This window comes from Bacillus cereus group sp. N11 (genome assembly GCF_016483605.1).
Classification (GTDB): Bacteria; Bacillota; Bacilli; order Bacillales; family Bacillaceae_G; genus Bacillus_A; species Bacillus_A toyonensis.
This window is the reverse complement of record NZ_JAEHBN010000003.1, coordinates 61,140-78,533: the sequence shown is the minus strand read 5'-3', so window position 1 is coordinate 78,533 and position 17,394 is coordinate 61,140. Positions and strand designations below refer to the sequence as shown.

Below are 17,394 nucleotides of genomic sequence, written 5' to 3'. Positions count from 1 at the left end.
TCGTTTATAGAGAGACTTATAACAAAAATACTTTAGTAGAGAATAAATTTTAAAGGCCCTGTTTTTAGACAGGGCCTTTAAAAAGGGCATGACAGTTAACAATTGAAGGTACCTTTATATTATCATTACTGGAATGTTTATTCCATATTTTGGATGTTGAGAAATAAAAAAGGCAATCGTAGCGAATCGCATTTTGATAAAACAGAGCACTTTCAAACATTATGTATTCGAAGTCTTATGATATGTGGATAAAAAAGAGCAGCTAGTAAAAGCTAGCTGCTTAATACAGAAAAGAGAAGAACTACAGGGACGGTTAAATGAGTTCTGGCTTTCGCCTATCTTTATTATTGGGGGAAAGATAAATTAAAATGCCCCTTCATAAAATTGAAAAAGCATTTTAATTTATTCAGAATGATTATAGAAGAAAAGATATTATTAATTTAGTAGATTACTGAAGCTGTGATTGTAAAATAGTTGTTATAAAGTGGATTCTCTCATGAAAAGTGTGCTGTGTAATCACTTTTGTGTGAATTTTTTCGACCATTAATCTTTTTGAAATCGTATCATATAGATGAAGAGATATTTTATTTAAACAGTCTTCAAAGCTGTTATAAGATATAATTTCATCTTTATTGAAGAAAGATGAAAGGTCAGATTTTTCTTCAATAATTTGAAAGCCTTGGCAAGCGGCAATATCAAAGGTACGGTTATTAATGGTATTATTTTTTACTTTATTATTATTTTTATTTTGTGGAAATAGATGACTACGATGAGGATTTAAAATAAGACTAGCGTTATTATAATAGAGTGCAACTTCTTGAGGTGGAACCCATTCTTCTATAATCTTAATTCTTCGGTGATTCTTCCATTTTTTTAATAACTTATTTCTCCAGTGTTGACCAATAATAGTATAGTGATAAGGGGTTTTTTCCAAAAGAAAATGTATCAATTTTACCCGGAGTGGATAAGGATATCCAATAAACAATATTTCACTTTTATATTTTGGGATTTTTAGATTAGGTTTAAATACATCTATATTAGTTGCTAAAGGTAAGTGATATACATTGGTATATCCTAAAGCTGTGTAATATTTAAGTGCTTCACTGTCAATAGTAAATATAAAATCGAAGTTATTTAATAGAAGAAGAGAGGTATCTATATAAAATGGATCCTCAGTTAACCAGACAGCTAATTTAATTTTCCTTTTTTTAAAATATTGGATTGCTTTTTGTGGTAGATGATTACCTAATAAGGTGAAAACAATATCGGGATGAAACGTTGTTGTAATGAAATCCAATTGCTGTATTAATTCACTCGGCTCTACTGCTAACCATTCGAAATTTTGATCGATAAGTGTTCCCTGTATGCTTTGATCTAAATATTGATAGATTTTTGAGTAACCAGAAGTAATGTATAAGAGTTTCATATTTCAATCCCTGCTTTAGGTTTAAAATATATTATGAGAAAAATGTAACACTTTCTATTTCTTTACAACTAATCTTAGTAATACTTGTGGTAGGAGGAGTAATTGAATTTTCCTCTTCTAATGTGACGATACAAGTATTAGGATTAAAATTTGTAAAAATAGCAGGTCCAATAATATTTCCAGATTTACCAGTCACAGTAACGACTTCGCCTGGTTGTAAATCTTTAAAAATACTACATACTCCACCTGAACAACCAAATAAATTGCATAAGAACAAATTTATCCCTCCTTTAAACAATATACTATATCATATGAAAGTTTGTAGAACGATGTGTAGACAAGTAACCTTTAGAAGAGAAAAAATTTAAATTAAAGCAATGTATTGAAATAATAGATACATTAGAAGGGAGCACTTTAGGGCATACAGATTAGATCTTTCATGAAAAAAGACATTCATTAGATTGGCTTAAATATGGATTAAGCTAGAACCATATGAATCATTTTAAGGAGTGGTTAAAGTCACACTTTCTATATCCTCACAACTTATGAATATAGTATTGGTAGAAGAGGGGGTAATCACATCTTCTTCAACTAAAATCACCGCACAAGTATTCGGAATAAATTGAGAAAAAGTAGCAGGACCAATAATTTGGCCTGATCTAGTAGTAACTGTAGCAATTGTTCCCACTGGCCATATAGAGAATATAACACAAGCTAAACCTTTACATGCTGCCATATTAAACCCTCCTAACTTTAAGTTATAATAATGTATTAAACTCCAAACATTTTATAGTGTATGTGGTTGAAATATGAAGTGCTTGGACTAATAGAAGTCACTTTCCGGTTTTATCCCTTCATGATCAATATGATAATTATAAAATACTAAGATACAAAAGTTTAAAAGATAAAAAATGGTAAGGAGATATATGACAGAGATATTGTATGATCTAGTGATCAGCTATTGCAAGATTCAATTGATATGGATCGGAATTATGAGGTAGGAGATAACAAGTACATGGAGCTATTCTGAATGGTATTTGAGTAGGGTGAGATACAAGGCTTAAGTTTTTAGTAGTATCGATGGAAATCTAGAGTAATTTGAAAACAAAAAAAAGAACACAGATCAGTGCTCTTAGAAAGTAGACAATATGGTTTTTGGATTAGTATATAATATCATATGCTCGTTTCGTTTAAGTGTGTAAACAAAATGAAAGAATAAAGCACATATATTTGACACTCCCACCGCCAAAGCCACAAGCTGACTAACTACAGTGGGATTCTTGCTACCAAAGGCGAAGTCTATTTCTAGTATCGTTGACGTGCAAGATTGCAGTATGCCATCACGACTCCGTATCCAGTGCATATAGCAGACACGGCACTCGTTTTATTGCCAAACGAGTCAGATTGTGAGTTCTCAAATGTGTTTTAGCGTCTTGTGCTTGACGACTCAATACATTTTACGGAGTAGAAGAATTTGTTACTCCAACCTCATATGTATTCTGTTTTCAGAGAACAAGTTTGTTTTAGAGACTTTTACTTGTCTATTATGAAAATTATACTATTTCTAATATTTTATCTGTACATCGCATTTGACCTCACGCTTATCCCACCCCTAAATTGGGTGCTATCGCAACGTAGTGGGCTTTTCCTTTCGAAAAATTAGAGCTATTGGAATAAGTTTGTTTTTGTACTTCCCCTGAAAAGGAGGATGGACAAACCATACCATAGGCACTTGCATTTCATTATCTTTAGAAATTTAATGTTAATAAAGTGACATAGTATACGGATAACATTGAAAAATGTAAAGATTGTAGTGTTTGAAACAAATTAAAGAAGTAAGATAAGAGATTTACGCATATAGTATCTCAATGGGTAATATTAACAAAATATTCATTTAAATCAGAAAAAATAATAGTGTTTATAACTTATAATATTGTTACTACAATGAAATAAGGCTAACAATGAGTTAATTTAAAAATTAATTTCAGATAGGAGGAGGATAATGAAGACCAGAGATAGTTATAAAATTATTGTGATTGGTGCTGGAACTGCAGGACTATCTTCTACTGCACATTTATTACGAAATGTCCCCCTATTGAAAGAAAGTATAGCGATTATTGATTCGTCAAAAAAACATTACTTTCAGCCACTATGGAGTTTAGTGGGGGGAGGCATTGTTTCAAAGGAAAGTACGATGCGTGATCAAGAATCGCTTATTCCAAAAGGAGCAACGTGGATTCCTAAAAGTGTTGTTAAGTTATTTCCGACTGAAAATAAGATACTTTTAAATGATGGACTGCTGCTTGAGTATGAAATTCTTATTGTAGCAGCCGGTATACAAATTAATTGGGAAGGTATTAAAGGCTTAAAAGAGTCTATTGGGAATAATGGGGTTTGTAGCAATTACTCTTATAAATATGTTGATTCAACTTGGAGAGAAATTGAAAAATTTAAAGGAGGAAATGCGGTTTTTACCCACCCCAATACTCCTATTAAATGCGGTGGTGCTCCACAAAAGATTATGTATTTAGCAGAAGAGTATTTTTCTAATAGCGGTGTAAGAAACAACAGTGAAGTAATGTTTTATACTGCGAACGCTAACATATTTCAGGTTCCACGTTATGCAAATACTTTAGAACAAGTACTAGAAAGAAAGCAAATTATAACGAATTATAATAAAAATTTAGTAGAAATTATCGGCGAAAAGAAAGAGGCAATTTTTGAAGATACGCAAACACTAAAAAGAGAAACAGTACCATATAGTATGATACATGTTGTTCCACCAATGGGGCCACCAAATTTTATTAAAGAGAGTGAGATAAGTGATCATCAGGGGTGGGTAGATATAAGCCCTTATACTTTGCAGCATGTGCAATATAAAAATATTTTTGGACTTGGAGATTGTACCAATTTACCTACCTCTAAAACTGGAGCAGCAATTCGAAAACAAATACCTGTCTTAAAACAAAATATTATGGACGTACTTAGTGGAAGAGATTTACAGGCTAAATATGATGGATATACATCATGTCCGATTGTTACAGGATATAAAAGTCTTATACTCGCTGAATTTAACTATGAACATGAGCCCCAAGAAACGTTTCCATTTAATCAAGCGAAAGAACGGTATAGTATGTTTTTACTTAAAAGATATATGTTGCCATATATGTATTGGAATTTAATGTTGAAAGGGATTCTATAGGAGAAGATAAAAAGTGGTTACAAAAATTGAAAATCAATTTGAAATAACTATTTGGAGGGAATAGCTATGCTTTTAAAATATTTTTTTGATGAAAAATTAGCACATGCTTCCTATTTAGTCGGTTGTCAGAAGGAAGGCGTAGCAATTGTAATTGATCCTGGTCGCTATATAGAACAATATATAGAATTTGCTAAGAAAGAGGGGATGGAAGTAATTGCTGCGGCTGAAACTCACATTCATGCAGATTTTCTTTCTGGGTCTAGAGAACTTTCTACTCTTTATCATGCCAATTTATATGTATCTGATGAAGGTGATTGTGCTTGGAAATATCAATATCTTAACGAAGGTCGATATAATTTAGTTAGAGAGGGGACAGAGTTTAAAGTAGGTCATATAAAATTTAATGTAATTCACACACCAGGGCATACTCCTGAAAGTATTTCTTTTTTAGTAACTGATACAAGTCAAAATAATTATACGAATGATAAGCCGATAGGAATATTCACAGGTGATTTTATTTTTGTCGGAGATATAGGAAGGCCGGACTTATTAGAAACCGCTGTAGGTATGAAAGATACTTCAAAAATAGGAGCGAAACAATTATTTAATTCTATACAAAAAATAAAAATACTTCCTGATTATTTGCAAATATGGCCATCACATGGTGCAGGAAGCGCATGTGGAAAAGCATTAGGAGCAATTCCAACTTCTACATTAGGTTATGAAAAGATGTTCAATTGGGCATTTCAGTGTAATGAAGAAAGTGATTTTGTATCGACTTTATTGACGGGGCAGCCAGAGCCCCCAAGGTATTTTTCTTTAATGAAGAATTTAAATAAGTATGGTCCTCCAATTCGTAAGAAAAGAGAAGTTTTTGCTATTAAAACAGTAGAAGAACTTCAAGAAGTTATGAGGGGCGTTCAGCAAATAGTTGATATAAGGGATGTAGAGAGTTTTGCTTCTGGTCACATGGAGAAATCAATTAACATACCGTATAACAATTCCTTCACAACCTGGTGTGGATGGTTACTAGATTATAAAACAGAAACTTTAATCATTCTAGATGAGGAAAAGGTTAGAGTGGAAGAGGTTATTAGAGACTTTGAATCTATTGGGCTAGATAATATTATTGCTTTTGCACCCTTACAAGTTATACAAAGACTTGATAGATTTGAAAGTTACAAAGAAAAAACACCAATTGAATTATATCCGCATATAAAAGATGGAAGCGTTAAGGTAATCGACGTGCGTAGTAAAAAAGAGTGGGAGGAAGGACATCTTCATGATGCAATACATATCACTTTAGGTAATCTATTTGAACAGATAGATTATATACCGAAAGATTGTCCAATAGTTTTGCAATGTCGAACTGGATTACGTTCTGCTATAGCAGCTAGTATTTTACAAAGAGCTGGTATAAAGGAAGTAGTGAATTTAAAGGGAGGATTTCTTGCATGGAAAAAAGAAGGGCTTCCTTATACAACATGCAACCTCAATGTGTAGGAAAATATTATATGATAGGTAAGAATAATTAAAAGAAGTTATAGATGACGTGTTAGACAAGGAAATCATAATTGTTGCAGCTTCAGGAAATACATTAGGATTATTAATTGATTATCCAGTAAATATGAAGATGTAATATTTGTTTTAGCATTAATGAATTTAACATTTGATCCATCTTTTATCATTTTAGCCAAGAAGACTCCTTCCTCAAGGAGCGTGAAGGGTCACAGCCCAGTGAGTAGGTGGGAGCTGAATTGGCTTCGAACAAGGGATGGCAGGAAGCCATCTTAATTGTTCGACATACATAAAGTGTTACTTCACTATCCATCGAATGTATGTTTGGTATATAATAGTCATATACCGAAATGGAGGTGAATCAAATGATAATTAATAAAGCCTTTAAGTTTCGTATCTATCCAAATCAAGCACAAGCAATTCTAATTAATAAAACGATAGGTTGTTCTCGCTTTGTATTCAATCATTTCCTATCCCTATGGGATCACGCATATAAAGAAACTGGAAAAGGTTTAACATATGGTACATGCTCTGCCAAACTTCCTGCCATGAAGAAAGAGTTTGTTTGGCTCAAAGAAGTGGATAGTATTGCGATTCAGTCGTCTGTTCGCAACCTTGCGGATGCATATACACGATTTTTCAAAAAACAAACTAGTGCCCCGCGTTTCAAATCCAAGAAGAATAACGTACAATCTTATACCACAAAACAAACAAATGAAAATATTGCCGTTGTAGGGAACAAAATAAAGTTGCCCAAACTAGGCCTTGTTCGATTTGCCAAAAGTCGTAAAGTAGAGGGACGTATTGTAAATGCGACTGTTAGACGAAACCCTTCTGGTAGATATTTTGTGTCACTATTAGTTGAAACAGAAGTACAAGAACTTCCGAAAACACATTCTTACATTGGGATAGATGTAGGACTAAAAGATTTCGCCATTTTGTCAGATGGAACACTCTATGAAAATCCGAAGTTTTTCCGATTATTAGAAGATAAGTTGGCGAAAGCACAGCGTGTTCTTTCTAGAAGAATGAAAGGATCTTCTCGCTGGAATAAACAACGAGTAAAAGTAGCTAGAATTCATGAATACATATCAAATGCTAGAAAAGATTACTTAGACAAAATCTCAACTGAAATCATTAAAAGCCACGATGTTATCGGTATAGAGGATTTGCAAGTATCGAATATGTTAAAGAATCATAAGTTAGCAAAAGCAATTAGTGAAGTATCTTGGTCACAGTTTCGAACCATGTTGGAATATAAAGCAAAATGGTATGGCAAACAAGTCATTGTCGTATCGAAAACATTTGCTTCCAGCCAATTATGTTCTTGTTGTGGATATCAAAATAAAGACGTTAAAAATCTAAACCTACGTGAATGGGACTGTCCTTCTTGTCGTACACACCATGATAGGGATATTAACGCAAGTATCAATCTAAAGAATGAAGCGATAAGGCTTCTAACCGCAAGGACTGCGGGGTTAGCCTAATCAATTAGAGTTCGATAGAACTCTTTACTTAGGAATCCCTCACTTCTAAACGAAGTGAAAGTAGGGGTAGTTCAAGGAATGGTAGTGTTGGAAGTACTTAGGCATTTTCAATAATAACCCAATCAAAAATTCTCTTGGATGCAAGAGAATTTTTTTATTGGGAATAGTAAGGGTTGAGGGGAGGTGCATTACATATGGGAAAAGGTAGAAGTAATAATGCTGGTAAAAAGCAACCGAACTTTGATGATTCATCTAATTTTGCTAAACAAAGCCAACCGACAGAAAAGAAGAAGAAATAAGAACAGGAGCTCTCTTGATAAAGGGAGCTCCTGTTAAAAGTGTATTGACGTTTCACAACAACATATCGATGGATTAACGCAATAGCCTTAAAAAGATGGTTTTAATTTTTACGAATGGCACCTAATTTAATATTATTGTCCCGTTTTTTTATACTTATTAACGCTTTAACTCCATTTGAAATGCTCCTTAATGGCGTTGGGCGTGACCTCAATTAAAATTTTTTAAACCTAATGGGACTTACCATTAAGAGGGCGAGGATTAAAGTAATCCATGCATTACCATATGAAAACAATGCCATACCAGCCAATGATAATCCTGCAGCTGGAATAGGTAATCCCTTAAAATATCCAATAGTTGGTTTAACACTAAATTTAGCTAATCTTAAAGCACCCATTGTTGGGAATAGGATAAATGCCAAAGAAGTTAAAATAGAAGGTGTTGCTATCGTATGAAATAAAAGAGCAGGAGCGACGCCGAAACTAACAATATCAGCTAAGGAATCCAATTCTACACCAAACTCACTGTTCACTTTTAATTTTCTCGCAATTCTTCCATCAAGAAAATCTAAAATAGCTGAAAAGAAAATGAAAATGGAGGCTGCTCCTAAATATTCACTCATATTCAAGGTGATTGAGAAAACGCCGCACAATAAATTTCCAATCGTAAATAAATTCGGTATAACTTTTACAAGCTGATTAAACAAGTTTGTTCCTCCTAAATTAATTAAACTTCACATTTCTGTAGCAATTTCTATATATTCTTCCGTTATTCTTAAAAATATATGACCACTGTATTACTGTAAGCTAATTAAATTTCGATAAGAGAAAAATTGATTTCTTTAAAGTTCCGCTGGTTTATAAAAATGTTTAATCATTTTCAGTATGCGTTATTGAATATTAGTATCTGATAGTTGATGTTTCGAGTAGTCAGAGATTTTCCAGTTCTGGTGCAAATACTTAATTGATTTAGATTTAAACCAAGGGGTACAAAATCGCTGTGGCGTGAAAAGGATTTGTTTAAACAATGGAATCTTATACGACTACAGCATCAGAACTTTGTGTTCTCCAGTTCTTTAAATTAGAGATTTGTACGTTATTTTATCATTAGATTAATCTCACAGAATGAGAAAATGTAAGTGTTATATAATGTAATGTACTCCTATTGGAGGGATTTATTATTATTGATAATTTCATGTACTGTAATTATTAATAATAAATCTAATTAGAAAGATGTGCAGTAGGACGAGCTTCCCGTGAAAGAAAAACTTGCTGCGAAATAATAAAAAGGATTTGGCCTTAAAGGTCAAATCCTTTACTGTTTTTAAAATCTTCTTCTGATAAGTTACATGTAGAGGTATCACTCAATATAACAAAAATGTAATGTTAATGAAATGTAATTCCACCGATACTATTAATGAAATTATATAAAATGAAGGGGAGTTAAAGAATTTTTATAATGAAAAAGGAGAAGTATTAATGCGAAATATATTAAGTGTAGAAAAAATTGAAAAATATTATGGTAATAAAGATAATGTAACAAAGGCTATAGATAATATTAGTTTTAAGGTAGATGAGGGAGAATTTGTTGGGATAATGGGGCCTTCAGGAAGTGGCAAAACAACATTGCTTAACTGTATATCAACGATTGATAATGTTACTACGGGGAAAATAATGATAAATAATAGTGACATTACTCGCTTAAAATCAAATTCATTAGATAAGTTTAGACAAAATGAATTAGGGTTTGTATTTCAGGACTTTAATTTATTAGATACCCTAACTGCTTATGAAAATATTGCCCTAGCGTTAACTATAAAAGGTGAGGAAAGTTCAAAAATTGATGGAAAAATACAAGTGGTTGCAAAATATTTAGACATTGAACAAGTATTAAGCAAATACCCTTATCAAATATCAGGCGGACAAAAACAAAGGGTTGCTTCGGCAAGAGCTATCGTAACAGATCCATCTTTAGTACTTGCAGATGAACCAACAGGATCGTTAGATTCTAAATCAGCTAGATTATTACTCGAAAGATTTGAAAGTCTTAATAAGGATTTAAAAGCTACAATTCTTATGGTTACTCATGATGCATTTACAGCAAGCTATGCTCGTAGAATTCTTTTCATTAAAGATGGAAAAATATTTATCGAGTTGGTAAGAGGGAATGATTCTAGAAAAGAATTCTTTACTAAAATTATCGAAGTTATAACCCTTCTTGGAGGTGACGATAATAATGTACTCTAAGATTGCTATTGGGAATGTAAAGAAAAGTTTTAAAGATTATGCAATATATTTCTTAACACTAACACTGGCTGTTTGTATATTTTATAGCTTTAACTCAATAGAATCACAAAAGACACTTATGGAAATTAACGCTTCAGATAGAAAGTATGTGCCTACAATAATGAACGCTATCTCAAATGTGTCAGTATTTGTATCTGTAATATTAGGTGGTTTAATATTGTATGCAAATAATTTCTTAATCAAAAAACGTAAAAAAGAATTAGGAATATACATGACTTTAGGTATGGGAAGAAGAGACATATCCAGAATATTAGTAACAGAGACATTTCTAGTTGGTATTATATCTTTAGTGAGTGGGCTTATAATAGGTATTGGAGTATCACAGGGATTATCTACATTCGCATTAAAATTATTTGACTTGCCCATCAATAAATATAAATTTGTAATTTCAACAGGTGCTATAGGTAAAAGCGTATTATACTTTGGAATCATGTTTTTGCTTGTTATGTTATTTAATGTATATGTTGTTTCTAAATACAAAATAATTGATTTGTTAACAGCAGGTAGAAAAAACGAAGATGTAAAATTTAGAAATCCTCTTATCTATGTAATCACATTTATTATGTGTGTAGCATCACTTGGATATGCATATGTGACTGTACTAAAAATCGGATTGAATTATAATAATCCTATGCTCATGGTGTCAATCATTCTTGGTATATTAGGTACATTGCTGTTTTTCTTTAGTTTATCTGGATTTATATTATATGTTGTAAAGAAGAATAAAAAAGTCTATTTTAAAGGGTTAAATATATTTATCATCAAACAAATAAATAGTAAGGTTAATACAAATTTTATATCCATGTCTGTAATCTGTTTAATGTTATTCCTTACAATGGTGGCTTTATCTACAGGAATCAGCTTTAACAGAATGATGGACGTAACAACGAAAGAAATAACACCATTTGATGCCAGTATTACGTTGGAGAATAAGGATGAAAGTTACACTATAGAAGACGTATTAAATAAAGCTAATTTTAAAATAAGTAATAACGAAAAATATGTATCTTATAATGTATATCGAACAGGGATGGAAGTGGTGGACTTTGTACCAGAACTTAAAGATTATAAAAACAGTATAGATTTCATTAAAGTATCTGATTATAATAAAATTTTAAATCTTAAAGGTGAAAAGGAAATCACTTTAAATAACAATGAAATTTTACTTTTATCAAATGAAAGCTTGTTGATTAATTCGACAAATGAAAGATTAAAAAATAGCAATAAGGTGAATATTAAAGAGAAAGAATATTCAGTAAAAAATACTAAAGTTATACAAGAGAATCTTTATACTTATGATGTGCGGACTAATTACTTCACAATCGTTATAAATGATGAGTTTTTATCAGGCTACAAAATTACTGAATCCGTACTTAATGTAAATTATTTAGATGGAAATAGAGAAGCGTATAATAAAAAATATGATAACGTTGCACGGGGCTTTTATGACGAAAATGGCCCGAAATTAAATATTAATCGTATAGCAGGCAAATCAAAGGATGAAGTTTATGCAGAAAGTAAGGGAATGAAAACTATCGTGCTGTTTATTGGGATATATATAGGTATTGTATTTTTAATAACGAGTATGGCTGTATTAGCTCTTCAACAATTATCAGAAGCCAGTGATAGCATAGATCGATATAAATCTTTGAAGAGAATTGGTTCAAACGGAACAATGATCGACAAAACGATTTTTATTCAAACTTTCGTATACTTTAGTCTTCCAGTTTTTCTTGCCATAATTCATTCTATAGTTGGAATTTATGTAGTCAATTATTATATTAATACATTTCAACAAACAGATATTATTTTACCAGCATTGATGACGGGCTTAGTATTTCTTGTAGTTTATGTAGTATATTTCTACACGACATATGTCGGGTATAAAAATATTGTAAAAAGTAATACTTGATTTTATAATGCTTATTAGGGCTATTACACCTTGTTTCTCAAGAGGTAATAGCCTTATATTCTGTATAGGGAGGGAAAAGTCATGAAAAAAATCATTCTGATTGAAGATGACGAAATCATCAGAGAAGAATTACAACATTTTTTTATAAAGTATGGATATGAAGTAAAGGCTCCCACAGATTTTAATCATATTATCAAATATATAGAAAGTGAGAATGCAGACCTTATATTACTAGACATAAATCTTCCTGTGTTCGATGGCTATTATATATGTAGAGAAATACGTAAAACTTCAGATGTTCCAATCTTCATGGTTACAAGCAGAGATAGTGATGTAGATGAACTAATAAGTATGAATTTAGGAGCAGATGATTTTATAACAAAGCCTTATAATACAGAAATACTATTAGCAAGAGTAACAAACATTTTAAGAAGAACTTCTGGAGATTTCAAGACGAATCATATCTTAATTTATAGAGATTTTACTTTAAATCTTTCAAATGCAACAGTTACTTATCAAGACAAGTCTGTAGAGTTAACTAAAAATGAAGTTAAAATACTCTCATGTTTAATAAATAATCGCGGAAATATTGTAAAAAGAGATTCACTCATTGAAACTTTATGGAAGTCTGATTATTTTGTGGATGATAGCACCTTAACTGTTAATATAAATAGATTAAGAAAAAAGCTTGAAGAGATAGGTATAGATAATCCAATTGCAACAAGAAGAAGCTTAGGGTATATAATGCCATGAATATAGGTGAATTTATTAAAGATAAAATAGTAGTAATACTATCAAATGTACTGGTATATATCATATTAGCAGGTATATTGCTGACTGTGCATGTTCCGTTCATTATCATATTCTTTGTCTTTTGTATTTGGTTTTTTCCATTGATTTCATATATGGCTATAGAATTTTTAAGATGTAAAAATTATTATAATGAGATTAATGGCATATTAGAAAACTTGGAGAAAAAATACTTGCTTCCAGAGGTAGTAGAGGAAGCAAACTTTATACATGGGGAAAAACTTAACGCTATACTAAAAGAAGTAAGTAGAGATATGCATGAAAATGTAAAGTATTATAGAGATATGCAAATAGATTACAGGGAATATATAGAGACATGGGTGCATGAAATTAAGACACCGATAGCTTCTACAAAGCTAATAATTGCAAATAATCAAAATGAAGTAACGAATAAAATTGACTCTCAAATAGATCGAATCGAGGGGTTTGTAGAACAGGTTCTGTATTATTCTCGAAGCAATAACGTTAATAAAGACTATATGATAAAGCAAATCAACCTTGATAATGTAGTAAGGAATGTAATTAAAAGAAACTATAGGGATTTTATTCATAAAAGAATAAAATTAGATATTCAGGATATTGATGAGATTGTATATAGTGATGGGAAATGGATTGAATTTATTATTAATCAAATAATCGGAAATTCTATAAAGTACTCAAATAACAAAGAACAAATGATACGTATATATTCAATTAAGAAAGCTAACTCAGTAATACTAACCATAGAGGACAATGGAGTAGGAATAATACCTAAAGATGTAAATAGAGTTTTCGAAAAGGGATTTACGGGAGAGAATGGTAGGAGATTTAGCAAAAGTACAGGAATGGGATTATATCTATGCGAAAAACTTTGTTCAAAATTAGGATTGAAAATTGGGATTGAATCTGAAATGAATAAAGGAACTAGCGTTACATTAATATTTCCTTTATCAGATATGGTAATATTTGAGCCTTATTTATAAAAGAGATGCTGCCATTTTTCCGCGAATATGGTATGAAACTTATAAACGAATGTAAATCGGTATGAAAAGAGCAGAAATTCTATTCATACCGATTGTATTCTTTATCCATTAAAAACACCCGCGATTGTTCGAGGGTGTTCCTGGATCATTCTCTCGGATTCACTACTTTTCTCAGTTGGTAAACCACCTTCCATTAATATATAGGTAGCATCTTTCCCCATGCTAATAGCAAGCTTTAAAACAAAAAAGGATACAATTATCCCAGCAAGTGGGTCACCATAAGCTGCATAGGGGATTGGGTAAATATTGTTTAACAATGCAATACCGATTCCAATTACAACCGCAATGGATGCGTAAACATTAGCAAGAGGATTATAAGCAGTTGCGATAAGTCCTTTACTATTTGCATTTCCACTTTAATTATTACAATACCCTTTTAACACACTTTTAGAGAATCGATTTGGATATAAAGAAAAAAGCATTCCATAGGGGCTTCCTTTCCAATAGCGTTGTAAGGGTGTCCGTAATTTTTGTTTTATGAGCCATCGTTGATTAAATACTTTTAATAGCTGTTTTTCATCCAGTTTTTCTTTCTCTTCAATGGTCCATCTTAATGCTTCTATTGCTTTACATTTGGACCAAAAGCCAACTGGTGTAACTTTAAATTCCCATTCTTTAAAGCGACCTTGATATAGGTCGTTTATCATTTTAAATGGACTATTTCCCCACATTAATTGACATGGAGATGCTAATCTATGAGTCTTTAGCCACTTTATATTGTAAACATCCAGTATTTGTTCGGGCGTTAATTTTTCTTTTTCTTCAATGGTCCATTTCAATGCTTCTAATGCTTTTTCTTTTGTCCAGAAGTTATTGGGTGTCATGAGAAATTCCCATTCTTTAAAACGACTAGGGTACAGATCGTTAATCATTGCAAACGGACTACTATTCCAGTACATAGCCAGAGGGGCACTAAGTTTGTTTTTCTCCAACCATTTTTTGCCGTATACGCGTAAGAGCTTTTCGTTCGATAAACCTTTTTTTTCTTCAATCATCCATCTCAAAATCGTTAATGCCTTTTCTTTCGTCCAAAAATTTAAAGGAGTCATACCAAACTCCCATTCTTTAAACTCACTTGGGTATAAATCATTTATTGCTTTAAAAGGGCTATTTTCGTATCTATGTTTGAGTAATCCTCGTAATTTATACTTTACAAGTAATTGAGTATTCCATTTTTTTCTGATGTCTTCCTTATCCCATTTTAAGATACTGTTTAATAAATATGTGATTACTCTACGGGCGAGCTTATTATCCATATCTTCTTTCCAAGTATTCGGAGGGAATCGTTTCCGTTTTCCATCCAATATTTCTTGATAAATATCTTCTATGGCAACGACTTTCATTGACAATATGTAAATCCTCCTACATTTGTATTTATATTAATACAGTATTAACACTCGAATTAATATATCTATATTATATAATTTAAATGAAATCAACATTAAAAACAATATATAATTTAGTGTTTTCTAAAAAATCTAATCATTTAACTGGTTGATATTTGTTTAAATTTTCTATTTTTTGTTATATACTTAATTGGTATTATTATATCTGTATATTAGGAGTGTATTTTTATGGAGAAGCTTAACAAAAGCGATATTATCCGCACCGTTCCGCAAAATGGTTTCTTTGGACATCCCAAAGGACTATTTACTTTATTCTTTACAGAATTTTGGGAGCGATTTTCTTACTACGGAATGAGAGCAATATTACTTTACTATATGTACTATTCCATTTCTAAAGGTGGCTTAGGGATGGATCACGCCACAGCTGCATCCATTATGGCTATCTATGGTTCGTTAGTTTACATGTCTGGCATTATTGGTGGGTGGATTGCTGACCGCCTATTAGGTTCAAGTAGAACAATATTTTGGGGTGGCGTTTTAATAATGATTGGTCATCTTATCTTAGCTCTACCAGGAACGGTTAGTACATTATTTATCTCAATGGTATTTTTAGTACTTGGAACAGGGTTATTAAAACCGAATGTATCTAGTATTGTTGGTGATTTATATAGTGAAACAGATACTCGTCGTGATTCAGGTTTCAGTATTTTCTATATGGGTATTAATTTAGGAGCACTATTATCTCCGTTTGTGATTGGAACACTCGGTCAAAAGTATAACTTCCACTTAGGTTTTGGTGTGGCAGCAATTGGTATGCTATTTGGATTAATTATGTATGTTCTTACGAAAAAGAAAAATCTAGGATTAGCAGGAACGCAAGTACCAAATCCTTTAACAGACAAGGAAAGAAAAAAGGTCCTTATACAGTTTAGTATTGGTATTATCGCAATTGCAGTAGTTTGTGTGTTAACAATTCCAACAGGTATTTTAACGATTGATCGATTTACTTTACTAGTAAGTATCTTAGGTATTCTAATTCCAACAGGCTACTTTGTCTTTATGTACCGTAGTCCAAAGACGACAAAAGTTGAAAAATCTCGCTTAATTGCTTACATACCACTATTTATCGCTGCTACAATGTTTTGGGCGATTCAAGAGCAGGGAGCAATCATCTTAGCTAGTTATGCTGATCAACGTACGCAGTTAAACTTTGCAGGATTTGAGGTTCAATCTTCATGGTTCCAATCTTTAAACCCTATTTATATTGTTTTACTAGCACCAGTATTTGCTTGGCTTTGGGTAAAGCTGAATTCACGCCAACCAAGTACAGCAAATAAATTTGCTATCGGTTTATTATTTGCTGGTTTATCATTCTTAGTGATGATTATTCCTGCATATATCCATGGTACCGAATCCCTTGTTAGCCCAATTTGGTTAATCATTAGCTTCCTTTTAGTCGTAATCGGGGAACTTTGTTTATCACCTGTCGGCTTATCTATTACTACAAAACTAGCACCAGCAGCGTTCTCTGCTCAAACAATGAGTTTATGGTTCTTAACGAGTGCATCTGCACAAGCTATCAATGCGCAGCTTGTTCGATTATATAATCCTGAAACAGAGATTATTTATTTCGGTGTAATTGGCGGAATATCCATTGTTTTAAGTGTTATTTTATATTTCATGGCTCCAAAGATTCAGGTACTTATGAAAGGGATTAAATAATAGAACTGTGCCAAAAACTTGTTACCATGCAGGTTTTTGTGCACAGTTTTTTTAGTGCTTTATCGTATGTAAAACTAGCTCCTTTTAAACGAAGAACAACAAAGGCAAATTGATCAGAAGTAAGTCATTTATCGATATGGATGATTAGGAGAAAGCATTTACGGTAACCCCAAGTCGAGAGTATTCCGATACTAATATAGTTTATACATCTAACCCTATTTAATAGGTTAGTTTTGAAAGATGGAACTCCCGCATTCGAAAATGATGTACATAAGTTTTCCAAATGGGCAGCTTATTTTTTGTTTTGGGGTTACTTCAATATCTAAGCTAAATGCCTATGGAGCAA

General features: G+C 32.0%; 13 protein-coding genes and 1 pseudogene. 8 read left to right on the top strand and 6 right to left on the bottom strand.

Features of this window, described 5'->3' with window-relative positions:
* Nucleotides 1-448: 448 nt before the first annotated feature.
* The 3 genes from JDS98_RS06660 to JDS98_RS06650 all read right to left on the bottom strand — a co-directional run bounded on the left by JDS98_RS06660 (nucleotide 449) and on the right by JDS98_RS06650 (nucleotide 2,162).
* Entirely contained in the window at nucleotides 449-1,426 is a 978-nt protein-coding gene (locus JDS98_RS06660) for a CgeB family protein (protein ID WP_097957440.1), read from the bottom strand.
* Nucleotides 1,427-1,457: 31 nt separating this feature from the next.
* Complete coding sequence (locus tag JDS98_RS06655) at nucleotides 1,458-1,703, bottom strand: CGEA protein (RefSeq protein ID WP_097957441.1); 246 nt, start codon at nucleotides 1,701-1,703, stop codon at nucleotides 1,458-1,460.
* A 225-nt stretch (nucleotides 1,704-1,928) separates the two neighbouring features.
* Nucleotides 1,929-2,162, bottom strand: a complete 234-nt coding sequence (locus JDS98_RS06650) for a CGEA protein (protein WP_199633669.1) — start codon at nucleotides 2,160-2,162, stop codon at nucleotides 1,929-1,931.
* Between the two features lie 1,266 nt (nucleotides 2,163-3,428).
* On the opposite strand from JDS98_RS06650, the gene JDS98_RS06645 reads away from it, so the two are divergent.
* From JDS98_RS06645 to tnpB, 3 genes are all read left to right on the top strand, one after another.
* Nucleotides 3,429-4,628 (top strand): NAD(P)/FAD-dependent oxidoreductase, encoded by a 1,200-nt coding sequence (locus JDS98_RS06645; protein ID WP_199633668.1) that lies wholly within the window; start codon nucleotides 3,429-3,431, stop codon nucleotides 4,626-4,628.
* Between the two features lie 66 nt (nucleotides 4,629-4,694).
* Complete coding sequence (locus JDS98_RS06640; RefSeq protein WP_016130640.1) at nucleotides 4,695-6,131, top strand: MBL fold metallo-hydrolase; 1,437 nt, start codon at nucleotides 4,695-4,697, stop codon at nucleotides 6,129-6,131.
* A 380-nt stretch (nucleotides 6,132-6,511) separates the two neighbouring features.
* A complete protein-coding gene (gene tnpB, locus JDS98_RS06635) occupies nucleotides 6,512-7,633 on the top strand; it encodes an IS200/IS605 family element RNA-guided endonuclease TnpB (RefSeq protein WP_199633667.1) in 1,122 nt (373 codons plus the stop codon).
* Between the two features lie 511 nt (nucleotides 7,634-8,144).
* Here tnpB and pssA read toward each other — a convergent pair.
* Complete coding sequence (pssA, locus tag JDS98_RS06630; protein ID WP_199633666.1) at nucleotides 8,145-8,636, bottom strand: CDP-diacylglycerol--serine O-phosphatidyltransferase; 492 nt, start codon at nucleotides 8,634-8,636, stop codon at nucleotides 8,145-8,147.
* A 772-nt stretch (nucleotides 8,637-9,408) separates the two neighbouring features.
* On the opposite strand from pssA, the gene JDS98_RS06625 reads away from it, so the two are divergent.
* The 4 genes from JDS98_RS06625 (at nucleotide 9,409) to JDS98_RS06610 (ending at nucleotide 13,920) form a co-directional block, all read left to right on the top strand.
* Complete coding sequence (locus JDS98_RS06625; RefSeq protein WP_098163923.1) at nucleotides 9,409-10,176, top strand: ABC transporter ATP-binding protein; 768 nt, start codon at nucleotides 9,409-9,411, stop codon at nucleotides 10,174-10,176.
* Nucleotides 10,166-12,148 (top strand): FtsX-like permease family protein, encoded by a 1,983-nt coding sequence (locus tag JDS98_RS06620; protein ID WP_199633665.1) that lies wholly within the window; start codon nucleotides 10,166-10,168, stop codon nucleotides 12,146-12,148. The genes JDS98_RS06625 and JDS98_RS06620 overlap by 11 nt, the downstream gene beginning before the upstream one ends.
* An 81-nt stretch (nucleotides 12,149-12,229) precedes the next feature.
* Entirely contained in the window at nucleotides 12,230-12,901 is a 672-nt protein-coding gene (locus tag JDS98_RS06615; RefSeq protein ID WP_199633664.1) for a response regulator transcription factor, read from the top strand.
* Nucleotides 12,898-13,920, top strand: coding sequence for a sensor histidine kinase (locus tag JDS98_RS06610; RefSeq protein WP_199633663.1), 1,023 nt, complete (start codon nucleotides 12,898-12,900; stop codon nucleotides 13,918-13,920). The genes JDS98_RS06615 and JDS98_RS06610 overlap by 4 nt, the downstream gene beginning before the upstream one ends.
* A gap of 131 nt (nucleotides 13,921-14,051) precedes the next feature.
* Here the strand turns inward: JDS98_RS06610 and JDS98_RS06605 are convergent.
* A pseudogene (locus JDS98_RS06605) lies at nucleotides 14,052-14,321 on the bottom strand (cation efflux transmembrane domain-containing protein); the annotation flags it as partial.
* A 15-nt stretch (nucleotides 14,322-14,336) separates the two neighbouring features.
* On the bottom strand, nucleotides 14,337-15,329 hold the full coding sequence (locus tag JDS98_RS06600) for a DUF4046 domain-containing protein (RefSeq protein WP_199633662.1): 993 nt from the start codon (nucleotides 15,327-15,329) through the stop codon (nucleotides 14,337-14,339).
* 225 nt (nucleotides 15,330-15,554) lie between these two features.
* Between JDS98_RS06600 and JDS98_RS06595 the strand changes: the two genes are divergently transcribed.
* Nucleotides 15,555-17,048 (top strand): peptide MFS transporter, encoded by a 1,494-nt coding sequence (locus JDS98_RS06595; protein ID WP_199633661.1) that lies wholly within the window; start codon nucleotides 15,555-15,557, stop codon nucleotides 17,046-17,048.
* Nucleotides 17,049-17,394: the final 346 nt, after the last annotated feature.